The 25,680-nt window shown below is 49.8% G+C and carries 21 protein-coding genes and 5 pseudogenes; 15 read left to right on the top strand and 11 right to left on the bottom strand.

Annotation, left to right across the window (positions count from 1 at the left end; translation table 11 throughout):
- Window positions 1-545 precede the first annotated feature (545 nt).
- The 3 genes from O71_RS09270 (at window position 546) to O71_RS09280 (ending at window position 2,940) form a co-directional block, all read left to right on the top strand.
- Window positions 546-1,085: a hypothetical protein gene (locus tag O71_RS09270; protein WP_007655859.1), complete on the top strand. Its 540-nt coding sequence runs from the start codon at window positions 546-548 to the stop codon at window positions 1,083-1,085.
- Window positions 1,086-1,106: 21 nt separating this feature from the next.
- A complete protein-coding gene (locus tag O71_RS09275; RefSeq protein ID WP_007655861.1) occupies window positions 1,107-1,508 on the top strand; it encodes a DUF2721 domain-containing protein in 402 nt (133 codons plus the stop codon).
- 217 nt (window positions 1,509-1,725) lie between these two features.
- Window positions 1,726-2,940, top strand: coding sequence for an S-adenosylmethionine:tRNA ribosyltransferase-isomerase (locus O71_RS09280; RefSeq protein ID WP_007655863.1), 1,215 nt, complete (start codon window positions 1,726-1,728; stop codon window positions 2,938-2,940).
- A 130-nt stretch (window positions 2,941-3,070) separates the two neighbouring features.
- Here O71_RS09280 and O71_RS09285 read toward each other — a convergent pair.
- The 3 genes and pseudogenes from O71_RS09285 to O71_RS09295 all read right to left on the bottom strand — a co-directional run bounded on the left by O71_RS09285 (window position 3,071) and on the right by O71_RS09295 (window position 6,405).
- Window positions 3,071-4,452: pseudogene (locus tag O71_RS09285) on the bottom strand (M20/M25/M40 family metallo-hydrolase).
- Between the two features lie 140 nt (window positions 4,453-4,592).
- Window positions 4,593-5,588, bottom strand: coding sequence for a DUF1028 domain-containing protein (locus O71_RS09290; protein ID WP_007655868.1), 996 nt, complete (start codon window positions 5,586-5,588; stop codon window positions 4,593-4,595).
- Between the two features lie 82 nt (window positions 5,589-5,670).
- Complete coding sequence (locus tag O71_RS09295; protein WP_007655871.1) at window positions 5,671-6,405, bottom strand: hypothetical protein; 735 nt, start codon at window positions 6,403-6,405, stop codon at window positions 5,671-5,673.
- 272 nt (window positions 6,406-6,677) lie between these two features.
- On the opposite strand from O71_RS09295, the gene O71_RS09300 reads away from it, so the two are divergent.
- Window positions 6,678-7,508, top strand: coding sequence for an NYN domain-containing protein (locus tag O71_RS09300; protein ID WP_007655875.1), 831 nt, complete (start codon window positions 6,678-6,680; stop codon window positions 7,506-7,508).
- Between the two features lie 80 nt (window positions 7,509-7,588).
- On the opposite strand, the gene O71_RS09305 is transcribed toward O71_RS09300, so the two are convergent.
- The gene (locus O71_RS09305; protein ID WP_159439830.1) at window positions 7,589-8,188 is read right to left on the bottom strand and encodes a porin family protein; all 600 of its coding nucleotides are present in this window, start codon (window positions 8,186-8,188) and stop codon (window positions 7,589-7,591) included.
- A 134-nt stretch (window positions 8,189-8,322) separates the two neighbouring features.
- Here O71_RS09305 and O71_RS09310 point away from each other — a divergent pair, with 134 nt between their 5' ends.
- Window positions 8,323-8,919, top strand: a complete 597-nt coding sequence (locus O71_RS09310) for a GNAT family N-acetyltransferase (RefSeq protein WP_007655878.1) — start codon at window positions 8,323-8,325, stop codon at window positions 8,917-8,919.
- Here O71_RS09310 and O71_RS09315 read toward each other — a convergent pair.
- Window positions 8,885-9,841, bottom strand: coding sequence for an AI-2E family transporter (locus O71_RS09315; RefSeq protein WP_155800743.1), 957 nt, complete (start codon window positions 9,839-9,841; stop codon window positions 8,885-8,887). The two genes, O71_RS09310 and O71_RS09315, sit on opposite strands and share 35 nt — an antisense overlap.
- A gap of 5 nt (window positions 9,842-9,846) precedes the next feature.
- Window positions 9,847-9,987, bottom strand: coding sequence for a hypothetical protein (locus tag O71_RS23825; RefSeq protein WP_155800745.1), 141 nt, complete (start codon window positions 9,985-9,987; stop codon window positions 9,847-9,849).
- A gap of 111 nt (window positions 9,988-10,098) precedes the next feature.
- On the opposite strand from O71_RS23825, the gene O71_RS09320 reads away from it, so the two are divergent.
- Window positions 10,099-11,415: a M20/M25/M40 family metallo-hydrolase gene (locus tag O71_RS09320; RefSeq protein ID WP_007655882.1), complete on the top strand. Its 1,317-nt coding sequence runs from the start codon at window positions 10,099-10,101 to the stop codon at window positions 11,413-11,415.
- 87 nt (window positions 11,416-11,502) lie between these two features.
- Here the strand turns inward: O71_RS09320 and O71_RS09325 are convergent, their stop codons facing one another.
- The 3 genes from O71_RS09325 to O71_RS09335 are packed head-to-tail and all read right to left on the bottom strand — an operon-like array spanning window position 11,503 to window position 14,733.
- The gene (locus O71_RS09325; RefSeq protein ID WP_040574078.1) at window positions 11,503-12,729 is read right to left on the bottom strand and encodes an alanine dehydrogenase; all 1,227 of its coding nucleotides are present in this window, start codon (window positions 12,727-12,729) and stop codon (window positions 11,503-11,505) included.
- Window positions 12,730-12,731: 2 nt separating this feature from the next.
- Window positions 12,732-13,178 (bottom strand): tRNA (adenosine(37)-N6)-threonylcarbamoyltransferase complex ATPase subunit type 1 TsaE, encoded by a 447-nt coding sequence (gene tsaE / locus O71_RS09330; RefSeq protein WP_237717786.1) that lies wholly within the window; start codon window positions 13,176-13,178, stop codon window positions 12,732-12,734.
- Window positions 13,171-14,733 (bottom strand): PglZ domain-containing protein, encoded by a 1,563-nt coding sequence (locus O71_RS09335; protein ID WP_007655889.1) that lies wholly within the window; start codon window positions 14,731-14,733, stop codon window positions 13,171-13,173. The genes tsaE and O71_RS09335 overlap by 8 nt, the downstream gene beginning before the upstream one ends.
- A gap of 168 nt (window positions 14,734-14,901) precedes the next feature.
- Here O71_RS09335 and O71_RS09340 point away from each other — a divergent pair.
- The 7 genes and pseudogenes from O71_RS09340 to O71_RS09370 all read left to right on the top strand — a co-directional run bounded on the left by O71_RS09340 (window position 14,902) and on the right by O71_RS09370 (window position 22,148).
- Window positions 14,902-16,133 (top strand): annotated as a pseudogene (locus O71_RS09340) (HD domain-containing protein).
- Between the two features lie 139 nt (window positions 16,134-16,272).
- A pseudogene (gene lpxD, locus O71_RS09345) lies at window positions 16,273-17,294 on the top strand (UDP-3-O-(3-hydroxymyristoyl)glucosamine N-acyltransferase).
- A 160-nt stretch (window positions 17,295-17,454) separates the two neighbouring features.
- A pseudogene (locus O71_RS09350) lies at window positions 17,455-18,848 on the top strand (bifunctional UDP-3-O-[3-hydroxymyristoyl] N-acetylglucosamine deacetylase/3-hydroxyacyl-ACP dehydratase).
- Window positions 18,845-19,635, top strand: a pseudogene (gene lpxA, locus O71_RS09355) (acyl-ACP--UDP-N-acetylglucosamine O-acyltransferase). Before O71_RS09350 ends, lpxA begins: the two co-directional pseudogenes overlap by 4 nt.
- A complete protein-coding gene (locus O71_RS09360; RefSeq protein WP_007655897.1) occupies window positions 19,625-20,275 on the top strand; it encodes an ATP-binding cassette domain-containing protein in 651 nt (216 codons plus the stop codon). Before lpxA ends, O71_RS09360 begins: the two are co-directional and overlap by 11 nt.
- Before the next feature lie 118 nt (window positions 20,276-20,393).
- Window positions 20,394-21,101, top strand: a complete 708-nt coding sequence (locus tag O71_RS09365) for a YebC/PmpR family DNA-binding transcriptional regulator (protein WP_007655898.1) — start codon at window positions 20,394-20,396, stop codon at window positions 21,099-21,101.
- A gap of 84 nt (window positions 21,102-21,185) precedes the next feature.
- Entirely contained in the window at window positions 21,186-22,148 is a 963-nt protein-coding gene (locus O71_RS09370) for a calcium/sodium antiporter (protein WP_040574074.1), read from the top strand.
- A 50-nt stretch (window positions 22,149-22,198) separates the two neighbouring features.
- Here the strand turns inward: O71_RS09370 and O71_RS09375 are convergent, their stop codons facing one another.
- Both O71_RS09375 and O71_RS09380 read right to left on the bottom strand, forming a co-directional pair.
- On the bottom strand, window positions 22,199-23,479 hold the full coding sequence (locus O71_RS09375; RefSeq protein WP_007655900.1) for an erythromycin esterase family protein: 1,281 nt from the start codon (window positions 23,477-23,479) through the stop codon (window positions 22,199-22,201).
- 150 nt (window positions 23,480-23,629) lie between these two features.
- Window positions 23,630-24,358 (bottom strand): DUF4197 domain-containing protein, encoded by a 729-nt coding sequence (locus tag O71_RS09380; protein WP_007655901.1) that lies wholly within the window; start codon window positions 24,356-24,358, stop codon window positions 23,630-23,632.
- Window positions 24,359-24,504: 146 nt separating this feature from the next.
- Between O71_RS09380 and O71_RS25520 the strand changes: the two genes are divergently transcribed.
- Both O71_RS25520 and O71_RS25525 read left to right on the top strand, forming a co-directional pair.
- On the top strand, window positions 24,505-25,179 hold the full coding sequence (locus O71_RS25520; protein WP_237717787.1) for a molybdopterin-binding protein: 675 nt from the start codon (window positions 24,505-24,507) through the stop codon (window positions 25,177-25,179).
- The coding region (locus O71_RS25525) for a CinA family protein (RefSeq protein ID WP_237717788.1) at window positions 25,164-25,680 on the top strand (517 nt) is incomplete at its 3' end. The genes O71_RS25520 and O71_RS25525, both read left to right, overlap by 16 nt.

Consider the following 25,680-nt stretch of genomic DNA (forward strand, 5'->3'; position numbering starts at 1 on the left):
TAGATTTTCTGACCAGCCTTAGAGTTGGGCTGTATGTTGGTAAACATTTACAAGAAAGCTGCAGCTTGCAGCTTTCTCAGTTAGTTGTCAGTAAAAGAGATAAGCATGTAGAGTTTGTTATCATATAATAGTGGTTAGAGTGGACGTAGATATTTGCATTTCAACTAACTGGTTGCGCGTGTCAAATATTGGATCAAATTTAAAATGTTACTATTTTAAAAATAAACTAAACTTTTCAAATACTTTAAACTAATTTGACCTAAGTACTATTTGCAGTTGCTTAACTAAAGTTAAAAAGCGCTTTTTGATTAATTATCAGCATTTTATTTGTGGATAGCAGTTTCCACCTGTAAATAAAATAAAAAATAATCATCCAAAACAATACGAAATTATACTTTTTTAAATATTTAAAATCTTCAAGTCAACAATTGTAATTTTCCTATTTAAATAATTCAATAGTTTGCTTAAATTTCACTATTCAACTTTCGCAAATGCCGTTGTAAAACATTACCTTTGCTGATCTCTCACTTAAGAAAGATTCAGATATGAGTGCTAAGAGCTTTGAGCTATTACTTGAAACCGCCTTTGCCCCTGAAGCCCCGCAAGTGTTCGAGGAACAGGCAGCTGTTGTGTACCGACAGTTGGAGCTAGCCCTCAAAAACTCCCGCACGAAGGATGGGAAAGTGGCAGATGAAGTAGGCTTCCGGTTTGAGCGAGTGCGGTTAGGAGTAGCGATTGCTATTATAAAGGCTTATGCCCGACTGGCTGACAATGAAGGCGCAAAAGATGTACTGAAATTGCTACAGGAAGCTGTTAATGCCAAAAGCACCCGCGAGATCGATAAGATCATCCAGAAGAAAATCAGCCTGTTTGACAACCTCTATCACGAAATATTTGTGAATGAACAACGTGAGCATTTGCTGGCCATGTTCGAACAGACGCTGGATGCGACTTCTAAAGAGGAAATTGATGAACTGATACTCGAAGGACTGGAAGTACTGCAGGATATCGATTTTGATGCAGCCCAGCATGAAGACGAAGACGATGAGCCGCTTGACGAAGACTTCCTGAAAAGTATACAGTAATATTACCCATTCATTGGGTCTATGGAGATCACGCTGACCACCCCTGCCCTGCTGTTTCCGGCCATTTCATTGTTGCTGCTCGCCTACACCAATCGGTTTATGGCGCTCGCTAACCTGATCAGGAGCCTGAAAAGCCGCTACGCTTCCACACACAGCCATCTGGTATACGGGCAAATTGAGAACCTGCGCATCCGCCTGGTCCTGATCCGGAACATGCAGGCCTTTGGCATTGCCAGTATGTTTGGTTGTGTGTTTTGCATGTTCATTCTTTTTGCGGGGTATAACACTGTCGGTAAGTACACCTTCGGTTTGAGTTTGCTGTTGCTTATGATCTCGCTGGCACTTGCCCTCCGCGAGATTAAAATATCGGTGAAGGCGTTGGAACTAGAGTTAAATGACCTGGAGGAGACTTCAGTTCAATAGCCCGAAGTTTATATTTTGACAAAGGTATCTCTAACCTATAGTTGCCCCTCAAAGTCGTTTCAACTGCAACTCTCATACCTCCTAATACAACAGGCAGGTATAACTTTACCCATCATTGCTTACCTTTGTGTCTATTTAGCTTAGAGTTAGAACTTAAGGTGAGACAGCCCTCATAGACAACTTCTGACGAATAACTATAGACACTTACTTCAAACAAATGACCGCTAACCCGAAAAATCTGGCCATTAAGGATTTTGTGTACGAGCTGCCAGATGAACGTATAGCCAAGTACCCGCTGCCAGAGCGCGATCAGTCGAAGCTACTCTATTATAAGAGCCACAACATAGCCGATCATACTTTTACTGATTTGCCGGACCTATTGCCTGCCGGCAGTTTGCTGGTGTTCAACAATACGAAGGTGGTGCAGGCTCGCCTGATCTTTCATAAACCAACTGGTGGCGCAGTGGAGATTTTCTGCCTGGAGCCGGTTAAGCCCCACCGTGAAGTACAGCTGGCTATGCAGCAGACACGCAGTTGCACGTGGAAATGCCTGGTGGGCAACAACAAGCGCTGGAAAGAAGGTGTACTGAAAATATTCTTTGAAGGTGGCGTGGTCACAGCCGAGCGCGATGCACTGCAAGAAGGTCATTTCCTGATCCGTTTCACGTGGACTCCCGCAGAGCTTACTTTTGCCGAAGTGCTGGAGCGCTGCGGACGCTTGCCGCTGCCTCCCTACCTCAACCGCGAACTTACACCTGAAGATCGCACCCGCTACCAGACCATCTATGCCCGCAACGAAGGTGCCGTAGCTGCCCCTACTGCCGGACTTCATTTTACAGACCAGGTAATGGCATCTTTGCAAGCCAAAGGTATAGAGAGCACCTACCTGACCCTGCACGTGGGCGCCGGTACTTTTAAGCCTGTGAAGGCCGACACCATGGAAGACCACGAAATGCACGCTGAGCAGCTGATGGTCTCGAAGCAGGTGGTGAAGCAACTGTTGCAACACCTAGGTCAGCCCATTATACCTGTCGGGACAACTTCGATGCGCAGCCTCGAGAGTCTATACTGGCTGGGCACTTTGCTTCAGCAGCAGCCTGGCTTAAAACCAGAAGAGCTGCATGTAACCCAATGGCTACCTTACGATATTAGCACACCTCCTGCCACAACCGAAGCACTGCAGACTTTGCTCGGATACATGGAGCGGTACCAGGTCGAACATTTGCATGCCAGCACCCAGATCATCATCGCGCCGGGCTATACCTTCCGCATCTGCAGCGGACTAGTTACTAATTTCCACCAACCGGAGAGCACACTCCTGCTACTCGTATCTGCCCTTATCGGTGGCGACTGGAAACAGGTATACCAGCACGCCCTGGACAACGACTACCGCTTCCTGAGCTACGGCGACAGTTCGCTGCTGCTACCATAAATTCGCGCAATGACCTCACAGTGCCCAACAGGCCTGTGGGGTCTTTTGAATACCCCTCCTAGCAACTCCAACAAAAAAGCCAGTTCTATCTCAGGTATAGAACTGGCTTTTTTTGATGATTTAAAGTCGGCTACTTCCCAGCCTTGGCATCACCGCCATTCAGCCCATGCTCCGAAATCAGGTATACCAGCGCCGCCATACCTGCGGCACCCAGCTGCATTTCGCGACGGTTCACCGTTTCGAAAGTGTCGATGTGGGTGTGGTGATAGTCGAAGTAGCGCTGCGAATCAGGCGCAGGCCGATCAGTACTACGTTGTTTTGCCCCTTCAGCGGCCCAATGTCAGCACCACCGCCACCACGATTCAGCTCGTGCAGACCATAAGGAGCCAGCAGTTGCTTCCAGGAAAGTATCTTGGCGTATTGCTGGTCGTTGCCGTCTATACCGAAGCCACGTGGTGTAAAGCCACCTGAGTCAGACTCGAGTGCTGCTACGTGCTTCTCCCCTTTTGCTTTGGCCTCTTCGGCGTATTTGCGTCCGCCACGCAGACCATTCTCTTCATTCATAAACATCACAACACGGATGGTGCGCTTCGGGCGTATACCTTGCTCTTTGAACAGTCGCAGCACCTCAATAGACTGCACACAGCCGGTACCGTCGTCATGGGCGCCTTCGCCTACATCCCAGGAGTCCAGGTGACCGCCTACCACAATGATTTCTTCAGGCTTCTCAGAACCTTTGATCTCACCAATCACATTATAGGAAAGCACATCCGGGCGGGTTTCGCTGGTCATGCGCATATAGAACTTCAGCTCCGAATCGTTTTTCAACATAGCGCTTAGTTCATCGGCTCCTTTCGTGCTAATGGCTGCTGCCGGTATTTTGTCCACACCTTCTTCGTAGCGCATGTTACCGGTATGGGCCACATCCTGGACATCGTTGGTCATGGAGCGAACCAATACGCCTACTGCACCAAGCTTAGCGGCTGCCACTGCACCACCTCCTCGCTGATCCACGGCACCACCATAGGCACTGCCTGTCTGTATATGCTTGTTGTCAAACGGGCGGTTGAAGAAGACAATCTTGCCTTTTACTTTCTTCTTACCCAGTTTCTCGAGTTCTTCGAAGTTCTGCACTTCTACCACCTGCGCACTCAGGCCTTGTGTGCCGGTGCCCACAGTGCTGCCCAGCGCCAGAATATTTACCTCCTGACTGCCGTTGCGGCCACTCAGAATACGACCGATTTCTTTATCGCCACGCACCCAGTAAGGCACCATCACCTCCTGCAGGTATACGCGGTCGAGTCCCATGTCTTCCATCACCTGTCGGCTCCACTCCACAGCGGCCGCGGCCTGCGGAGAACCGCTCAGACGGGCGCCAATGTTCTTAGTGAGGTAGCGCAGGTTTTCGTAGCTCTCGTAGCTGGTGAGGGCATCGTCGTAAAACTTGCGGATAACGGTCGAGTCAGACTTGTAGGTGTTTTGCTGCGCAATGGCAGGTATAGCAGCCAGCATGGCAGCTCCGGCCACAAAAGCGCGGAATTTGTGCTTTATTAACATCATTAGGTGAATAATGCGTGATAGATTAGTTTGTGGCTTTAAGATAAGCAATCTATTTGAAGTATAGACAACAGTTCCCACATTTCCCGCTATACCTATTTCACCTGCAACACTTTCTGCAGATTCTGCGGACTCAAGGTAAGCAAGCCCACCTCAGGCAGACGCTCGGTCAATTCTTTCCAGTTTTTGTCTTTCTTGTATACCTCTTTTAGGAGTTTGGTCGCCCCGTTGATGTCGCCGTTGTTGGCTAGCGTGATGGCATGCCAGTATTTCATTTCGAGGTTGTCGGGAAACATGGCTTCGGCCTTGCCATACTCCTCCATGGCTTCAGCCATCTGACCTTTCTCGACGGCCAGATCGCCGTTGTTCATGTGCTCGTAGGCACGGTATACCTTGAGGAGTCGCTCCAATTCTTCGAGGGGCTTTTCGTGATCATCCACCCGCAGGTCGATGGTTTTGTCATCCCAAGGCTGCCCTGTAGCCTCGCCTCGCACCACTACCAGCGCTGCTGACTGTTTGCCACGGATGTCGCCTCCCTCCCGCTCGGCTGCCTGCATAGCCAACAGTACCCGCTCAGCCAGTGGCTTGCCGGCGCTCGTTTCAAAAGCTTTTGCCATGGCTGGCCATACCTTATCACTCAGCATCATGTTGGCCTGCACCGAAAAGTTCGTGCCGATGGTGTGCCCCGCATAGCGAATGCACTGCTTGCCAGTATGCGTCGCCACCCGGCCCTGTGCATCCAGTATGGATACCTGCCGCACTTCGCGGCCTTCATCATCGGCCAGCAAGATATCCAGCGCCTCCTGTGGCGACTTGCCCTCTTTCAGCAGAGCAAGCCCGCGCAAGCCAAACGATTTGTTGGTGAAAGACTGGGTGGCAACCACGCCCACGCCCGCCTCAACCCAAGGCACGGCCGTGCCCACCGAAAACCAGTGGCTTTGTACGCCAACGGCCATTTCGCCGGTTTTCGCGTCGCGGGCTACAATCGAATAGGTATGGGCCAGGGGCTCTTCACTTTTAAACACCTGCGCCTGTGCGGAAAAATGTATCACGGTGAGAAGGAGAATTATGATGGAGAATAGTTTTTTCATGGTGAGTACAGCGATTAAGTGGATTGGGTTTCTACTGGTCTTTGTTTTGTTTAATTACTACTCTAGCTAGGCATTGGTAATTTTATACAATTTTTAACCCTGCGCTGATTTCCTTTATCCAATTCTTCTTTTCATGGTAGACAAAGATTCTATCATAACAGTTTTCTAAACTTATTGAGAGCCTATCGTCGGCTACACCAGCGTAGTTCGAATAAAATGTACCTGCAATAGTCATTAAAAGCCAGTTTTCCTCTAAACAGCTATGTTGCTTAGGAGCTTCTTGTTTCGCTTTATTAAGTTTCCTGATTTTATCCTCGATAACAGATTCGATTCTATCGCTTCTTAATGGGCCGAATGTGTTGCTCCTTGAATCAAAGGTTATAATAATTCCTGCTTCATCCATTCTAAAAGCCACTATCTTCTTTATACCAGGAATTGGGTTCTTTATTAATTCCGTTCTGCGATAACCAATCCGATTTAGATTTTCCAAACATGTATTGACAATAACTTCAGCACATTTTTCCATTTGTAATCCTTTAATCTTCTCCGATTCAACTCTTATAACTAAGTTATCTATACCCGATTTAATTAATAGTTCTCTAACTCTTGAGAAGACTTTAATGTAGCTGTTTTCTAATCTAATTTGTGACTGACTATTATGAATTAGTGTTACTTCTATACCAATTAACTTATCACCAATTTGAACAATAATATCTGGAGGGTCGCTCTCAGGTCTGATCAGCTTATATCGTGTTACCCCCTTACTTCTTAGAAAAGCATCAGTTACACTTTTCTCCAATTCAAATTTATTTGACATCGATTAATAGCATATAGCTTACAGGAAACGATTTAAACCATTGTTGTGAAAAATGCATATTCGGATAGCGTTTTTCTTATTAAAGACATGAAACCCATAGTAATTGCCCTTCCACTATCCTTTTGAATTTAAAATCCTTAAATTACATCACAATATACTCAATCTCCTCTTATATAGGGAATTCCTACCTTCTAACAACCCATCTTCATTTCAGAAGTATAACAGAACAAATTCAGCGTTTAAGGGCAACAAAACCCGGCGCAAATCCTTTTATGAGCAAACCCTTCAACGAGAAAAAACAACAGCGCATGGCCATGCTGATAGATGGCGACAATGCGCAACCAACCCTTATCGTCAAAATACTGGCCGAAGCTGGCAAATACGGGCAAACCACTATCCGTCGCATTTACGGCGACTGGACCACGCCACAGATGAACGGCTGGAAAGAGTGCTTGAACAACCACGCCATACAACCCATCCAGCAGTTTCGCTATACCGTGGGCAAAAACGCTACCGATAGCGCCATGATTATCGACGCGATGGACCTTCTGCACAGCCACCTGGTGGATGGCTTCTGCATTGTGTCGTCGGACAGCGACTATACCCGACTGGCGACCCGCATCCGGGAGGCAGGCATTTTTGTGATGGGCATCGGGCAACGCAAAACGCCCAAGCCTTTTGTAAATGCCTGTAACATCTTCATTTATACCGAAAACCTGACCGACGACATTGACGAGAAGCAAATAGCCGAGGCTGACAGAACCACACCAAATGGCAAAGACAATCCGCGGCCTAACCCGGTACCTATGCTGAAAGAAGCCTTTGAAATGGCGGTAGGCGAAGATGGTTGGGCACACCTTGGAGCCATCGGTACAAGCCTGCGTCTGCTCGACCCTGCTTTTGACCCGCGAACTTTTGGATACGGCCAATTGATTCAGCTGATCAAGGCGCACAAAGACCTGTTCACCATTCGCAAAGAAGACGACAAGGGCTCTTCCGCGGTATACGTGAAGCGTCGTAGCAGCCCGAAACGGCGCAAACCTGCGAAAGAAAAAGAGAAAGCATCAAGACCTGCTGCCAAAGAAGAACAGAGCAGCAACTAAACACCTTCAGGACACAAAAAAGTACAGCCTTCTACTGCACGTGCAGTAGAAGGCTGTACTTTTTTGTGCAGGTCCATACCTTATATACTAAAGCCCACTGTCAACGAAAAATTCCTGAACTTACCGTCTGCGCTATTGTCATTAAACACGCTGGTTAGTCCGTGGTTATACATGAGGTCCAGTTCTACAAAGCGGAGCAGTTTGATTCCCACACCGCCGTGCAGCGCAAACTGGGCATTACGCACATTACGACGGCGCACGTCCAGGTTGTTGTCGCTTACGCCGATGTTGTAGGCAAAGGAAGGGCCTGCCATGATCCGAAAAGGGATGGAGCCGCCTCTGCGTTTGACATAGGAACTTTCAAAGCCCAGCAGCACCGGTGCCCGGAAGTAGCGGAAGCGCACTTCATCACGCTCACCGGACCGTGGCTGTACGGTGCGCTGTATGGTCACTTTGTTATTCACAAAATCAACCCCAGGCTGTACATAAAAGCGGTTACCGATACGGGCAAAGGCACCGAACTCAGTTCCCACCCCGGCCGACTCTTCTACTAAAGTAGGATCACTGCTGATGTTGGACACATTGAAACCGAACCTGGCACCAAGATCAATATTAGAGTCTTGTGCAGTGGCTGTAAAAACAGCGCTTAAAAAAATCAGGAGTAGTAGTTTAATTTTCATAGTCTTGTGTACAATATATGCGTTCATACTAGAGTAACATTACCATACTCTTATCTATTTAACTGTGTTTTTGACCCGTATGTTTAGTATGCAGCTTTTTAGGACTCCGCATTAACGTCTCCCAACCCAATTCAATGAGATCTGTATCAACATTACAACCCCTGATCGTAACGCCTGACATTAACCTGCATGAAGCTCAGGTGAATGACGCTCCAGCCCTCTATCAGCTAATAGACCATGGTCGGCTATATCTGCGTGAGTGGCTCCCTTTTATAGACAGCAGCTTCTCTGCAAGCGACACAAGGTTGTTCCTGCAAACTGTCACGGCGCCTGGCAATCTGCAGGAGCAGGTATACACGATCCGGTTTCAGGAAAAAGAAGCGGGTATTATTGGTTACAAAGCCATTGACAGGGTAAACAGCAAGCTGGAGATCGGCTATTGGCTGGGAGAGGAATTCCAGGGCAAAGGCATCATGATCCGTAGCTGCGCTGCTTTGGTTGCAAACGCCTTTGAGCAGATGCGCATGAACCGCATCCAGATAAAAGTGGGCGTAGGTAACAGTAAGAGTAGTCGCATTCCGCAAAAGCTAGGCTTTAAGCTGGAAGGTATAGAGCGTGACGGGGAGTGGCTACGCGGCCGGTTTATCGACCTGGAGGTATACAGTTTACTGAAGCGGGAATGGCAGGAGAACCCTGTTAGCTTTGCTTCCGGCGGAAGCGACCGATCCTGAAGCCAGGCTTAGGTGTAGACTTAGTTGACGCCATACCTGTACCCAGCAGGAGCGATACAGGCCGCAGCTCTTCGTGCTTATCGGCGATCAGTTTCAGAATAGCCACAAAAGGCACGAACAGTATCATGCCGGATGCTCCCCAAAGTATGCCTCCCGCCACAATGGCCAGCAGTGTAAAGAGCATATTAACTTGCAAACGGAAGCTCACGGCCAGTGGGAAGATCAGGTTGGCCTCCATATACTGCACCACCGAAAATACAATGATCACTCCGACAGGGTACCACACAGAGTCGTAAGTGATCCAGGCCACGGCCATCGGCAAAATCGCCCCAATCGTGATGCCTACATAAGGTATAAATGTGAGAATAGAGGCCACAATGCCAAAGAAAATAGCATGCGGTATACCTAGTAGCAAAAGCCCGACACTGTTGAGCAAGCCCACTACCGCATACACGATGATCATTCCCTTGATGAAGTTGTAGTAGGTCGTAATGGTTTCGTGCAAAATGCTGCGGATCTTGTTATGCTCCGCTTTCGGGAACATGGAGAAAAGCGCTGCCGCCAGTTGCTCCCGGTTGTAAAGAATAAGGGCAGCATAAAGGGGAATCAACAGAACGAGTACCACCGTCGTTACCGAGGCATATAGCACGCCTTGCACCACGTTCAGCACAGTGGAGGCAGCGTCCTTTACAAGCCCTTCCATCCAACTGCTGCGTTGCACATCGTTCACGCCAAACTGCTGCTCCAGGTATAGCCCGAACTGGTACCATACCTGCAGCAGCTTTTCCTGCAGCACGGGCCATTCCTGCCCAAAACTGATCATTTGCCGTACCAGCAGCCAGCTCAGCGCCCCTACCAGCAGAACAAGTATTAAGAGGCAAAGTAAAATGGCACTCCAGCGGCTCCAATCCCGATCTTCCATCCACTTTACCACAGGTATAGCACAAAACTGATCAGAAGCGAGAAGCTGAGCGGAATGAAAAGCGTACGCCCAAAGTATAGCAAAGCCGCCACCAGCAAGATGTATTGCAGTAACTTTAACCAGTTAACTTTGGAGCTCTTTTCCATATTTCACTATATTGGGTTGCCGTTCGTGCTGATGCACTTCAGGGCAGCAATTACCTCAACAATATTCCCAAATATTACATCAATTTCCTAATCGTATACACCGCTATACCTATGACACGCCATAAGCTATTTGCTACTGCCTTTTCTCTCCTTTTCGGCGCTTCGCTCTCAGCACAGGACCTTTCAGTGATCAACCAGCAGGAAGCCACCCGCCTCCTGCAGACGCTGAGCCACGACGACATGCAGGGACGCGCCGCCTTCTCGGCAGGTATAGAGAAAGCCGCTGACTTTATTGAAGCAGAATTTCATGCTGCAGGCCTTGTGCCACTCAACGGCAACAGCTCGAGCCAGGCTCCTTCTTACCGACAGACCTTCTATGTGCACCGTCTCACTCCCAGCCAAACGGAGGTAACGCTGGGCAAAAAGAAAATAGCTCCTGAGCACCTGTTCGTCAACACAGCACAGGAGAAACTTGAGTGGAAACACAAAAACAAGATCAATATTATCACTATACCTGAAGGCGAGAACTTTCGGAATGCCTTTATGAAAGCCAACTCGCTTGAACAGGACGCGATCGTGCTGATTCATCCAAACCATGCCGAAGCCTTCAACTCTTACAGAGGCTATTTCTCAAGAGGCGGCGTAAAGAAAGAGGTAGGCACCGGTCCAAGCAAGGTATACGTGCTCACCGAACAGGCTGCGCCAAAGAAGTATGAAGTGAAGTTCACCAATCAGGTTGAAAAGTTGTCGCTCTCCAATGTAGTTGGCATGATCGAGGGCAAGCGCAAAAACGAGTTTGTGGTATTCTCCGGCCACTACGACCACATTGGCTTCCATAAAACCATTGACGGCGACAGCATCGCCAATGGCGCCGACGACGATGCCTCCGGCACTACCGCCATGATGATGCTGGCCCGCTACTACAAGGAGCAGCCTCAACCGGAGCGCACCCTGATCTTCGCTGCTTTCACAGCCGAAGAGATTGGCGGCCACGGCTCCCGCTACTTCTCCGAGCAACTTAACCCCGACCAGATCGTGGCCATGTTCAACATCGAGATGGTGGGCAAGCCCTCTAAGTTCGGCCCGAACAGCGCCTACCTCACTGGTTACGAGAAGTCTGATCTGGGCAAAATGATGCAGAAGCGCCTCGAGGGCACCACCTACAGCATCCACCCCGACCCATACCCGGAGCAAAACCTCTTTTACCGCTCTGATAATGCTACGCTGGCCCGTCTGGGTGTACCGGCACATACCATTTCGTCAGTGCAAATCGATCAGGATAAGACCTACCACACCGTGAAAGACGAGTTTGAGCTACTCGACATGCCACACTTTACCAGCATGATCCGAGCGATTGCACTTGCCGCGCAGGGGGTTGTAACGGGTGAGGACACCCCAATGCGGGTTGATAAAGCGTTGGTGAGGTAAACAAGTCAGTCCTTAAAACGCAGATAAAGCAAAGGCCCCGCTTAAATTTAGCGGGCCTTTGCTTTATACCTTATTAAGCTACATTTCTTAATTCCTCACTGCAATCATCAGCCCCAACTCTTTATACCGCATCCCGAACTTCTTCGCTATCTGCGAATTCGTCAGGCTGCCTTTGTAGATGTACACGCCGCTGCGGTAGTGCTCGTTCATAAACAGCACCTCATTGATGCCTCCGAACTTGGAGATCTCAGTGAAGATGGGTGTAAAGATATTGCTGAGCGCCGTAGAAGCCGTGCGGGGTACACGTGAGGCGATGTTTGGCACACAGTAATGGATGATGTCGTATTTGCGGTAGATCGGACGACTGTGCGAAGTGAGTTCTGATGTTTCAAAACAACCTCCCTGGTCGATGCACACGTCGATGATAATGGAGCCAGGATTCATCTGCCCGACAACGCCCTCCTCTACCATGCAGGCCATGCGCCCTTCCTCAGCCACTAAAGCACCAATCACGACATCGGCATTTTTGAGCTCGTTGTACAGAATGGTTTTGTCCAGCGTAGAAGTAAAAATCTGTTGCCCGATGTTATGCTTCAGGCGACGCAGTTTGTATATGTGGTTATCGAATACCTTCACCTCAGCCCCAAGCCCTAAGGCGGCACGGGCTGCAAACTCTGCCACAGTACCAGCTCCCATGATCACTACTTTAGATGGTGCTACTCCAGTTATACCTCCTAATATGACGCCTTTGCCATCGTTGCTGCTGCTCAGGTACTCCGCCGCGATCAGCATTACGGAACTGCCGGCAATCTCGCTCATGGCACGCACTACTGGCTTGGACTCCGACTTGTCGCGAATCAGCTCGAAGGAAATAGCGTTGATTTTTTTGCGCTGAAGGGCATTGACGTAGTCGGAAGTCAGGTTGCCAAAGTGCAGAGCGGAGATCAGCGTCTGGCCGGGGCGCAGATACTCAATTTCGTCATAGGTGGGTGGTGCGATTTTAAGGATGATCCCCGCTTCGTATACCTCTTTGGTAGAGTATACAATACGGGCTCCTGCCTCAGAGTAGTCGTTATCAGAATACTTGGACGGGCCGCCAGCTCCGGTCTCGACCCATATTTCATGGCCTTGATCGGTGAGTTGCTTCACGGCATCCGGGGTGAGGCCAATGCGGTTTTCCTGAAACGATGACTCTTTAGGAAGCCCGATAAACAGGCTTTTGTAACGCTCCTCCACAGCCAGCATGGACTCCTTTGGGTAAAGGGCCTGACTGGCCGCCAGCTTTCCTAATTCAACGGCGAATCTCTCCGTCATGCTCATACACGGTTTATAGTCATGGTGCGCTCCTCGCCTTCAGCGGCGGGCTGCAGCTTTACCAACAGGTAATGCTCCGGCAACAGGTTCGGGATCATGGACGGCCACTCGATCAGGCAGGTACGGCCGGAGTCGAAATACTCCAGTGCTCCAATGCCGAGCGCCTCACGCTCCTCATTAATCCTATAAAAGTCAAAATGATAAATTAGGTTCCCGTCGGCCGCTTCATACTCATTTACGAGGGCAAAAGTAGGGCTGCTGACATTCTCCTTCACCCCCATTTGGTGGCAGAGCTCCTTTATAAGCGTTGTCTTTCCGGCCCCCATCGGGCCTTCAAACAAGATAATAGGCTCCTCACGGGCCTCCTCCAAAAGCACAGAAGCCGCCGCCGGCAGGTCAGCCAACGACGACATCTTCAAGCTTCTCTTCTCAACTCCTGTGTTATACATTCTTAGGCGTCAGTGTCACAAACGGTATAATGCACTCCTCCAGCGACACCCCTCCGTGCTGGAAGGTGTCTTTGTAGTAGTTCACGTAGTAGTTATAGTTGTTTGGGTATGCGAAGAAGTAGTCTTCGATCGCGAATACAAACGTAGTGGAAACGTTGGCCTTTGGCAAGAAAAATCGCTCGGGCTTGCGCACCGTGAATACATCTTTGTCAGTGTAACCGAGGTTCTTACCGTGCTTATACCTGAGGTTGGTGTTCGTCTGGCGGTCGCCGATGATCTTGAACGGGCGCTTCACCCGGATCGTGCCGTGGTCGGTTGTGATGATCAGGCGGGCTTTGCGGTCGGCGATCAGCTTCAGCATCTCAAACAGTGGCGAGTGGATAAACCACGAACGCGTAATGGAGCGGTAAGCCGACTCGTCCGGAGCCAGTTCGCGTACCATGTTGCTGTCCGTGCGGGCATGCGAGAGCATATCCACGAAGTTGTACACGATCACGTTAAGCTTGTTGTTGTCGAGGTTGTTGAACTTACCGTTCAGGTCTTTGCCGGCAGCCGGGTTGGTGATCTTATGATAGCTGTGCTTATCCGTAATACGGTTTTGCTGCAGCTGAATTTCCAGAAAGTCCTGCTCGTGCAGGTTTTTGCCTTCTTCTTCGTCATCGCTTACCCACAAATTCGGATATTTTTTGATAATCTCGGTTGGCATCATACCTGAGAAGATCGCATTACGGGCATAGGCAGTGGTAGTAGGCAGGATGGAATAGAACATCTCCTCTGTATCTACTGTGAAGTATTCAGAAATAAGCGGCTCAAGCACCTTCCACTGGTCGTAGCGCAGGTTGTCGATCAGCACAAAGTACACGGGCTTGTCAGACTCCTTCATCATCGGAATTACCCGCTCCCTGAAAAGTTGGTGCGACATCAGCGGTGCATCATCCGACTCCTTGTTGATCCAGTCTTCGTAGTTGTCCATGATGAACTTGGCGAAATTGGAGTTAGCCTCGTCTTTCTGCATGTTGATCACGTCAGCCATACTCTTGTTCTCCGTTTCGTCAATTTCGAGCTCCCAATAAACAAGCTTCTTATAGATATCAGCCCACTCTCCCGGGCTCAGGCGTTCTCCAAAGGCCATACCCAGCTGGCGGAAGTCGCGCTGGTAGCTCATGTTGGTTTTTTCTGATACCAGTCGCTTGTTCTCCAGTGTCTTTTTCACAGAAAGCAGTATCTGGCTTGGGTTTAGCGGCTTGATCAGGTAATCGGATATCTTGGAACCGATAGCCTCCTCCATGATGTGCTCCTCTTCACTCTTGGTGATCATGATGACAGGCATGGCCGGACGGATGGTTTTGATCTCGTTCAGAGCCTCCAATCCGCTGATGCCGGGCATGTTCTCATCGAGGAACACGACATCAAATGCCTGTTCCTGCACCTTCTCAATGGCGTCGGCCCCACTGTTTACCGGGGTAATGTCGTAGCCTCTCTCTTCGAGGAAAAGAATGTGTGGCTTGAGCAGGTCGATTTCGTCATCGGCCCATAAAATCGTATATCTTTGCATAGTTTTATTTGTTGCGCGCTGTTCTAAATGGCTTCATTGTTAATCAATTACTATACCTCAACGCAAACATTGGCTTGCAGATTGCGGTTACCTCTGCGGGCTAATTTGCTTCCTTGCAGAGCAAATGATTAACGATTAGCAATTTAACAATTAAAAACCTCGGTTTTTGTGAATAAGAAAAAAATATTAAACGACCCTGTATACGGTTTTATCACGGTGCCGTCTGAGTTGCTGTTCGATATCATCGACCATCCTTACTTTCAGCGACTGCGCCGGATCAAGCAATTGGGACTGACCGAGATGGTATACCCGGGTGCCCTGCATACCCGCTTTCACCACGCTTTGGGAGCCATGCACCTCATGAACCTGGCCCTGAACACGCTGCGAGGTAAGAATAACGAGATCTCGGATGCTGAGTTTGAGGCTTCCCTCATTGCCATTCTCCTGCACGATGTCGGTCATGGACCTTTCTCACACGCGCTGGAAACGGCCATTTTCCAGGAAGTGCACCACGAGCACCTCTCGTTGCACATCATGCACTTGCTCAACGAAGAGTTCGGAGGCAGATTGAGCCTCGCCATCCAAATCTTCACTGATACCTACGAGCGTCGCTTTTTTCACAACTGGTGTCAAGCCAGCTGGACGTAGACCGCCTCGACTACCTCAACCGCGACAGTTTCTATACTGGTGTATACGAGGGAAAGATCGGTGCCGACCGTCTGATTAAGATGTTAGACGTGGCCAACGACAAATTGGTAGTGGAGGAAAAGGCGATTTACAGCATCGAGAACTTTCTGGTGAGCCGCCGCCTGATGTACTGGCAGGTATACCTGCACAAAACTGTGATCAGCGCCGAGCACATGGTGTTGCGTACCGTTCAGCGTGCCCGCGAGCTGATTCAGCAGGGTATAGACGTACCGGCCAGCCCTTGCCTCAAGTTCTTCCTTTCCTCCAACCTCACCATGGAGGACTTCCAGAGAGATAATTCTATTTTAGAGCGCTTTGTTTCGCTGGACGACCATGACGTATGGAGCGGCATTAAAGAATGGGCAATGCACCCTGACCCTGTTATCTCCTATCTTTCCAAAAGCATCCTTAACCGCAAGCTGTTTAAGGTATACATCTCAAGCAAACCGATAGACGAAGAGATGATGCTGGGTATAAGCGAACTGGTGCAGGAACGCTTCCAGGTGCATCCTGACGAGGTAAAATATCTCATGATCTCGGGCCGCATCAGCAACAGTGCTTACATGGCCGAGGGGCAGTCAATAGACGTGCTCACCAAAACTGGCTATGTGGTGAACGTGGCTAATGCTTCGGACCTGCCCAACATACAGGCACTGAGCAATAAGGTAGAGAAATACTTCGTCTGCTACCCGAAGGAAGTCGCAACCTTATAAAACCGGCTATAGGATTTGCACGGGATTTGCTTGACCTGTCCATAATCTGCTGCAGAATGTGGCGGTGCAGCGTAAAGTTTTTATTAAGTTTGCCCCCCCAATGGGTAGCACATTTTATTTTTTGCTCTAATTTTACAAGATGGAATTCACTATTCAACAGATTGCGGACCTTTTGAAGGGAGAAGTTGAAGGAGACAGTACAGTAAAGGTCAGCACTTTAGCCAAAATCGAAGAAGCCCAGACCGGAGCTCTCGCTTTTTTGTCTAATCTTAAATATGAACCATTTCTTTATACAACCGGAGCAAGTGCGGTGATCGTTTCGGACAAGTTGGAGCTGAAAAAACCGTTTCCGCCTCTCTTATTCGCGTAGCCGATCCTTACTCCAGTTTTTCTACCCTCCTGGCTTATTACCATCAGGCAGTGCTTGCCTCAAAGGTAGGCGTGGAAGAGCCCTGCTTCATCGGCGCTGGCAGCGAAATAGGCGAAGGCCACTACCGCGGTGCCTTCTCTTATATCGGCAACAACTGCAAAATCGGCCAGAATGTGCGTATCTACCCGCAGGTATACATCGGCGATAATGTGACGATCGGTGACAACACCACCATTTTTGCTGGCGTTAAACTATACGCCAACACAGTAGTGGGTGCCAATTGCACGCTGCATGCCGGCGTGGTGCTGGGTAGCGACGGCTTCGGTTTTGCACCTCAGCCTGACGGCACTTACAAAAATGTGCCTCAAATTGGCAATGTGGTGTTGGAAGATGACGTGAACATCGGAGCCAACACGACCATAGATTGCGCCACGATGGGCTCTACCATCATCCGTAAGGGCACCAAGATCGACAACCTCGTGCAGGTGGCCCATAATGTGGAGATCGGGCAACATACTGTTATTGCCTCACAGACGGGCATATCAGGCTCCACCAAAGTCGGCAACAACTGTGTGATTGCCGGACAGGTGGGCATCGTAGGGCATATCAGCATCGCCGACAAAACCACGATCGGTGCGCAGTCAGGCGTATCCAAGTCCGTAAAAGAGTCAGGCACCATCATCCAGGGCTCCCCTGCCTTCGACTACAAGCAAAACCTTAAGGCCATTACCGTTTTCCGCAAACTGCCGGAGTTGCAGCGCGTTTTAGACGACCTGAAAGAGAAGAATTAAGATTTTAGACCTCTCCTGCCCTGTGCTATCAATTAAAATTGGCAGGCAGTATATAAAATCTTAAGTTTGCAGTCGCAATGCTCCCTCCGCTGTAAGCCCGCTCATACTCTGTGCGCTACAGCAGCGAAAGTATCGCAATAAGTTAACAACGAAACATTAAATGAATTATAAACAGCACACTATCAAGGCTCCGGTAACTGTATCGGGCATTGGATTGCATACGGGCGTTGTATCGAATATGACCTTTAAGCCCGCCCCTGCAAACCATGGCTACAAGTTTCAGCGCATTGACCTCGAAGGTCAGCCGACTGTGAACGTAGACGTGGACAATGTGGTGGACCTTTCACGTGGCACTACCATCGAGCAAAATGGCGCTCGTGTGAACACAGTGGAGCATACGCTGGCAGCGCTGGTAGGCCTGCAGATTGACAATGTGCTGATAGAACTTGATGGCCCGGAACCTCCGATCATGGACGGCTCTTCCATTGAATTCGTAAAGGCGCTTCTTTCAGTGGGTGTTCAGGAGCAGAATGCCCTGCGCAACTACTTCGAAATAACTGAAGGGGTAAGCTACAAAGACGACAGCCGTGGTGTAGAGATCGCCGCCCTGCCGCTTGACGATTACCGCCTGACCGTAATGGTGGACTATAATTCGCCTGTACTGGGCAGCCAGCACGCCTCTATTACGGACATGAGCCAATTTGAAGAAGAGATTGCGCCTTGCCGCACCTTCTGTTTCCTGCACGAACTGGAGGCGCTTTACAAGCAAAACCTGATCAAAGGCGGCGACCTGGATAATGCCATTGTGATCGTGGATCGCGTGGTAGAAGACGGTGAGCTGTCCTACCTGGCAGACTTGCTGGGCAAGAAAAAAGTAACCGTGGAAGAGGAGGGCATTCTGAACAACACAGAACTCCGCTTCAAGAACGAGATGGCCCGCCACAAGCTGTTGGACCTGATGGGTGACCTTGCCCTGATCGGTCGTCCAATAAAGGGACAGATCCTGGCCGCAAGACCGGGACACGCCGCCAACATTGCTTTTGCACGCCGTGTAAAGAAACTGATACAGGAAGCTTCTATCAAAACCGTACCAACCTACGACCCGAAGAAGCCACCGGTAATGGATATCAACCAGATCTCGGCCACCTTGCCGCACCGTTACCCCTTCCTGCTTATCGATAAGATCATCCACCTAGACGAAACTACGGTAACGGGCGTTAAGAACGTGACCATGAACGAGCCATTCTTCCAGGGCCACTTCCCCGGCAACCCGTGCTGCCAGGTGTAATCCAGATAGAGGCAATGGCTCAGACAGGCGGCATCCTGGTGCTGAACACCGTGGAGAATCCGGAAGACTACTGGACTTATTTCCTGGGTATAGACCGTTGCCGCTTTAAGCGCAAGGTGATTCCGGGCGATACCATAATATTTAAATGTGAATTGCTTGCCCCTGTAAAGCGGGGTATTGCCAAGATGTCTGGTCAGGCCTTCGTGGGCGGCCAACTGGTAATGGAGGCAGAGATGTCGGCAAGTATAGTAAAGAAAGACGCATGAATCAGCCGTTAGCATACATCCACCCAGAGGCTAAAATTGCCCAGAATGTGGTCGTAGAGCCTTTTTCCACTATTTACAAAAACGTAGAGATCGGAGAAGGCACCTGGATTGGTCCCAATGTGACCATCATGGAAGGCGCCCGCATTGGCAAGAATTGCAAAATATACCCTGGTGCCGTTATTTCTTCGGTGCCCCAGGACCTGAAGTTCGCCGGCGAAGATACCATTGCCATCATCGGTGACAACACGGTTATCAGAGAGTGCGTGACGGTGAGCCGTGGCACCATCGATAAGATGAAGACCGTGATTGGCAGCAACTGCCTGATCATGTCCTACGCGCATATTGCACACGACTGCATCGTGGGCAACAATTGCATTGTGGTGAACGCCGTGCAGATGGCTGGTCACGTGGAGATGGCGATTACGCTATCATCGGTGGCTCGAGCGCTGTGCACCAGTTCGTAAAGATCGGAGCGCATGCCATGGTTTCGGGCGGTTCACTGGTTCGCAAAGACGTGCCTCCTTTTGTAAAGGCAGCACGTGAGCCGCTAACCTATGCCGGTATCAACTCTATCGGCCTGCGTCGCAGAGGCTTTAACAGCGAACAGATTAACGAGGTGCAGCAAATCTACCGCATCCTGTTCATGAGCGGCAACAATACCACAGAGGCACTGGACAAGATTGAACTGGAGATGGCCCCTAGCCGTGAACGCGACGAAATCATCAATTTTGTTCGTAACTCCGGTCGCGGTATTATTAAGAGTTATTTCTCTAAAGATGCAAATTAACCTAAGCAACTTAGGTAAACGCTACAATTACGAGTGGATTTTCCGGAACCTGACCTATACCCTGGAGTCAGGCACCTCTTATGCCATACTAGGGCATAACGGGTCCGGTAAATCCACTCTTCTTACTGTTATAGCCGGTCACAACCTGCACTCCGAAGGCGAGATCACCTACCTGCTGGATGGGAAGGCGGTAGCCCCGGACAAAGCTTATCGTGAGCTCTCACTTACAGCTCCTTACCTGGAGTTGGTAGAAGAGTTGACGCTTCTTGAAATGATTGCCTTCCATACCCGCTTTAAGCCGCTGCGCAACAACCTTTCGCACGAAGAACTGGTAGAGCGTATGGGTCTGCAGAAATCACGCAACAAGTATGTGAAGGACTTCTCATCAGGTATGAAGCAGCGCCTGAAACTGGGACTGGCCATTTACTCTGACACCAAGCTTTTAGTACTCGACGAGCCTACCACCAATCTTGATCAGGAAGGCGTGAGCTGGTACCAGGAGCACGTGGCAGCGAACAAGGAAGGAAGGCTGATCATCGTGGGCTCCAACATTGTGCACGAGTACAGTTTCTGCGACCAGCACCTTTATATAACAGACTATCATGCTCCAGCCAGGCAGCCGAAACCAGCGAGGCAGTAGCACCGCTGAAGGTATAGGTATAGCCAAGCTGGTAAATAGTGCAAGGTTTTTCAGGTAGCTCTACCAATTTACAGTTAAGCTCCCTAAATTTGTAAGACATAATACTTAGCCAGATACCATGGGAAGAGCATTTGAATTTAGAAAAGCCCGTAAGTTCAAGCGTTGGGACAAGATGTCGAAGGCCTTTACACGCCTCGGCAAAGAGATCGTAATGGCAGTGAAGGAAGCTGGTCCTAACCCGGAAACCAACTCCCGCCTGCGCACGGCCATCAATAACGCCAAAGGTGTGAACATGCCGAAAGACCGTGTAGAAGCGGCCATTAAGCGTGCCTCATCCAAAGAAGAAAAAGATTACGAAGAAGTAGTATACGAGGGCTACGGTCCGCACGGTATCGCCATTCTGGTAGAAACGGCAACTGATAACCTCAATCGTACCATTGCCAACATGCGTGTATACTTCTCACGTGCAGGTGGTGCTGTGGGCAAAACGGGTTCCCTGGACTTTATCTTCACCCGCAAAGGTATTTTTAAGATTGCCGCTGAGGGCCTTGATATCGAGGAACTGGAGCTGGAACTGATCGACGCCGGTGCAGAAGATATTTACGAGCACGAAGGCGAGATCATTGTGGAGACAGCCTTCACGGATTTTGGCGCCATGCAGAAAGCATTGGAAGAGAAAGGCTTGAATGTGATCAGTGCTGAACTGCAACGCGTACCGAATACCCGCATGGAACTGACCGACGAGCAAGCCGAGGAGATTGAAAACCTGGTGGAGAAGATTGAAGAGGATGACGACGTGCAGGCGGTTTACCACAACATGGCATAACCCCTCGCTGCGCTTTAAAGTATAGTGGAAGGCTGTCTGTCGTTGTATAGACAGCCTTTCTTTTTGTGATACTGCTACCTGCCTATGCTATTATACATACTATTCGCACTTGGTTTCGTGTTTTTGATTAAAGGGGCTGACATGCTGGTGTCAGGTGCCTCGTCTGTAGCCAAGCGCTTTAATATTTCGGACATGGTTGTCGGCTTGACGATTGTTTCGTTTGGCACCTCTCTCCCGGAACTGATCATTAACATCATGTCTAGTATGCAGGGGCAGTCAGAGCTGGCGATAGGCAATGTGTTTGGTAGTAATGTGGCTAATCTGCTGTTGATCATCGGGGTCACGGCCATCATTTGCCCACTGCCCATTCAGCGCAATACCATCCTCACTGAAATTCCTTTTTCCCTCATTGCCACTTTACTGGTAGGTTTTCTGGCCAATGCGGTGCTGTTTGGAGACAAAACCTCCCTCTTCATAAGCAGAGTCGATGGCGGCATCCTGCTCTTCTTCTTTGTGCTCTTTATGGCTTATATCTACAACATTGCCAAAACCAACAAGGATGAAGTGATTGAGGAAGACGATGAGCCGATGATGAGTATACCGAAGTCGGTGCTGTACATGGTGCTTGGTGGCGTGGGTTTATTCTTAGGAGGGAAGTGGGTAGTGGACGGTGCCGTTTCCATTGCACAGTCATTTGGCCTGAGCGAATCCTTTATTGGCTTGACTATCGTAGCGATAGGCACGTCCCTTCCTGAGCTCGTTACTTCCGCCATGGCCGCCTTCCGCAGAAACATCGACATCGCGATCGGTAACGTGATTGGCTCCAACATCTTCAACCTACTCTGGATCCTAGGTATAAGCGCCGTTATCAACCCGCTTCCTTTCAATGTAGTAAGTAACTCCGATATCATGGTGATGATCTTTGCTAGTACGCTGCTGGTGGTGGTTATACCTATTGGCAAAAAGAACACGATCGACCGGTGGAACGGTATTTTCTTTTTAGCTATCTACGTTGCCTACATTGTGTTTCTGATACAGAGGGGGTAAGGGAGTTAAAGAGTAACTTCCAAACTATCCAACTCTTACTTCTCAAACTCCTAGTAGTTCCAAGGGTATAGTTCCGGTTCCTTGGCGCCACGGGTTTTCATATGGAGCGGGTGCACACCTTCCGTCTCATCGAAGTAAAGGAAAGCATCGTAGCGATCAGGTATAAGAGTAGGCACATAGTTGCCGAGGTGTTCCACTTTAGGGTCATAGACCACGCCGATGGCACGGTGCGGGATGCGGCGCTGCAGCTCCGGCACTTCTTTTAGATCCTTCGAAAGAATGATTTTATCATCGGTGCTCATTTCGTGCAGCATGTGTTCCCAGCTTCCCTCTTTCGCAGGCGGCACGTCCATTTTTTGCATCGGCGCTCCCCAGGATCGGCTGGCAATCACGTTACCCTGGTATGTTCCGAAGCCTACTAGTTTCACCCGATCACGGCCATACCTTTCGCGGGCCAGCTGCCCGATGTTAAACATGCCGTCATCCGCCATATCGGTGTATTGGGCATCGCCGATGTGCGTGTTATGCTCCCAAACGATGGCTTTGGCATTTGGCCCGTGAAATTCCAGCAAACGGTCCAGCGTCTCCATCATGTGTGAGTCGCGCACGTTCCAGGAGCCAACTCCTCCCCGGATCATCGCTCGGTAATATTTTTCGGCATTCACCGCCACCAACGCATTTTGAGTAGTATTGAACTCGTGTTCCGAATCGTCCGGGTATACGACGCGCTTTGCTACTTGCTCCAACATCTGAATCACTTCATTTTCACAGTCGGTCGGCACAAAGGCTGTTGCCTGTGCATAGATCTGCGGATCGCGGTGAAAGGGTTCGAAGCATTGTACGGCGACTCGCGCAGCCTCTGCGGCTTTGCCATCATGTTGCTCCATATATTTAAGCACCTGATCCAGAGATTCCCATAAACTGTACACATCCAGCCCATAGAACCCTATTTTATGCTGTGCATTGCGGATGTGGTTGAAGTCCCGGATCCACTCGACCAATGCGGCCACTTCCCAGTTCGCCCACATCCAGGTAGGCCAGCGTCGGTATACGCCCAGCACATCCGCTATCTTGCGGCCCGAGTTCTGGTAGCCCTTCACAAAGCGGTTCACGGTATAGCACTCCGGCCAATCACCCTCCACGGCTATGAAAGTAAAGCCCTTGTCTTCGATAAGCCGCTTTGAAATAGCCGTACGCCAGGTATAGTATTCAGAAGTACCGTGCGATGCCTCTCCCAGCATCACTACCCTGGCGTCACCAATTTCTTCTATAAGCTCGTCAAGGTCCTTCTCTTTGGTGATAGGGCTGTATTTGAAGCGTTTGTTTTCCATAGGTATCAGGGGGCTATTATAAGCGTAGCTAACTCATACTTAAAATTTTGTGTATTGTACTTTCAATCTGGTTTTAATGTTTTGCAAAAAAGAAAGCCCGCCGTACCAAACGATACAGCGGGCTTTCTGAAGCGGTATAACAGGTATAGCTTAGGACTGATTTTCTTTGGCAAACACCCTGCGCAGCAACTCAGTCGTGCGGGCGATCGGGTTCTCGCGTATGTTCGCTTCTTCCTGTGCAATCAGCAGGAACAGTCCGTCCATAGCTTTCTGTGTGGCGTACTCGTCCAGGTTCGGGTTTACCTTCTGCACCAATGGAATCTGGTTATACTGGGTAACAAGGTCGGTATAGTAGCGGGTAGCATTGGTCTTTTCCAGTGATTGCTGAATCACAGGCATGAAGGCAGCCTGCAACTGGCTAGAAGTCGTGCGCTTGAGATACTGTGTGGCTGCGTCTTTGTCGCCTTTCAGGATGCCCCATGCATCGGCAATGGACATCTGTTTGATGGCGTTCACGAAGATCGGCACAGCACTCTTTGCCGCGTCTTCAGCTCCCCGGTTCAGGGTCATCACGAAGCGATCCACCTCTTTGCCCAGTCCCACCTGACGAAGCGTGTTCTCAACCTTTTGCACATCCGGTGGAAAAGGTATACGAATCAGGGAGTTCTTGTAATAACCGTCTATTTGTGAGGCTTGGTTCGAGCCTTTGGTAATGCCTACTTCCAGCGCCTGCTTCAAGCCGGAAGCCACTTCTTCGCGGGTAACGGCACCACCGGTTCCGGCCATTACGCCATCTACGGTTCGTTGAATGTCGGCCACTGTACAGGCTGAGGCACCCAGGGTGAGGGCTACGAGTGAGGTGTAGAGTAATTTTTTCATGGATTGTGCTTTTTGTTTGTCAGGCTATACCTGCGCATTGGCTAAAATTACGGAAAATAATGCTTGTCCTGCGCCAAATCGCCCGAACATCTTTAACTTGAATGAGTTTTACTTGGCAACGCACAAATCAGACCAAAATTAATTTTATGAAAGCGGTATATGCAGAAATTATTACGGTAGGTGACGAGATCCTGTACGGGCAGATAGTGGACACCAACTCTGCTTGGATGGGAACGGAGCTCACCAAAATAGGGATACGGGTGAAGCAGATTACCTCTGTTTCAGACGAAGCAAGCCACATCGTGCAGGCACTGGACGATGCCCGCAGCCGCGCCGACATCATTCTGATCACCGGTGGCCTCGGTCCCACCAAGGACGACCTCACCAAAAACGTGCTGGCCGACTACTTCCACACCGAACTCAAACTCGACGAGCAATCGCTGGCTGATGTGACAGAGCTGTTCAAAAGCCGGGGTTATGCTCTCACAGAGCTGAACAGGCAGCAGGCTTTTTTGCCGGCTTCATGCACTCCGGTGCGTAATGTGCTGGGCACCGCACCAGGTATGTGGTTCGAGGACGAAGGCAAAGTGTTTGTGTCGATGCCTGGGGTGCCGTTTGAGATGAAGCGCATGATGGAGGACACGGTGCTGCCACAACTCAAGGCTTATTTCAAAACCCCACACATTATCCATAAGGTCATCCAGACGGTAGGTATACCGGAGTCGATGCTGGCTGAGAAGTTGGAAGACTGGGAAACAAGCTTACCCCCGCATATCCGGCTGGCTATCTGCCACACCTCGGCGGCGTGCGTCTGCGCCTGACTGGCACTGGCGACAATGCTGAACTACTGGAAACTGAGCTGGAAACGGAAGTAAGCAAACTATCGGCTCTTGTACCCAAACACATTTTTGCCTATGGTGAAGTGCCTCTTGAAGAAGCTTTAGGCTCTTTGCTGAAAGAACGGGGTCTGACTATCGCAGCCGCCGAAAGCTGCACCGGCGGTTATCTGGCGCACCGCATCACGAGTGTGCCTGGCAGTTCTGCTTATTTTATGGGCGGTGTGGTGGCTTACGACAACAGCGTGAAAATGCAGCTGCTCGGTGTGAAGTCCGAAACCCTGCAACAGCATGGTGCTGTGAGCGAAGCCACTGTACTGGAGATGGCCCAAAACGTGCGCCAGAAGCTCAATACCGACATTGGAGTAGCCACCAGTGGTATAGCCGGGCCCGACGGCGGCACAGCCGAAAAGCCCGTCGGCACGATCTGGATTGCATACGCTGACCAGCACGGCGCCAAAGCAAAACTTTTGCAATACAACAAAA

The organism is Pontibacter sp. BAB1700, from assembly GCF_000277005.1.
Classification (GTDB): Bacteria; Bacteroidota; Bacteroidia; order Cytophagales; family Hymenobacteraceae; genus Pontibacter; species Pontibacter lucknowensis.